Genomic DNA, 218 nt, shown 5'->3' on the forward strand with positions numbered 1-218 from the left:
GCCCGTTTTCTCAGGCGTAAAGCCGTGGCTGAGGGCGTAGAGCATATCGAGGCGACCGTCACATCAGCGACCACCGAAGGCGAGATGATTCAATCGGTAGAGACTGATAAGGGCAGCTTCACCGCAGACTTTTTCATCGACTGCACGGGCTTTCGCGGCCTGCTGATTGATCAACTCAAGCAGGACAACTGGGAGTCATTTGCCGATGCACTGCCCTG

The 218-nt window shown here is 56.0% G+C and carries 1 protein-coding gene; it reads left to right on the forward strand.

All coding sequences use genetic code 11. From position 1 onward, the window contains the following. Window positions 1–24: 24 nt before the first annotated feature. A partial coding sequence (locus tag A3709_RS12605; RefSeq protein WP_231871172.1) for a tryptophan 7-halogenase occupies window positions 25–218 on the forward strand: 194 nt, incomplete at its 3' end.

This window comes from Halioglobus sp. HI00S01, from assembly GCF_001635445.1.
GTDB classification, from domain to species: Bacteria; Pseudomonadota; Gammaproteobacteria; order Pseudomonadales; family Halieaceae; genus Halioglobus; species Halioglobus japonicus.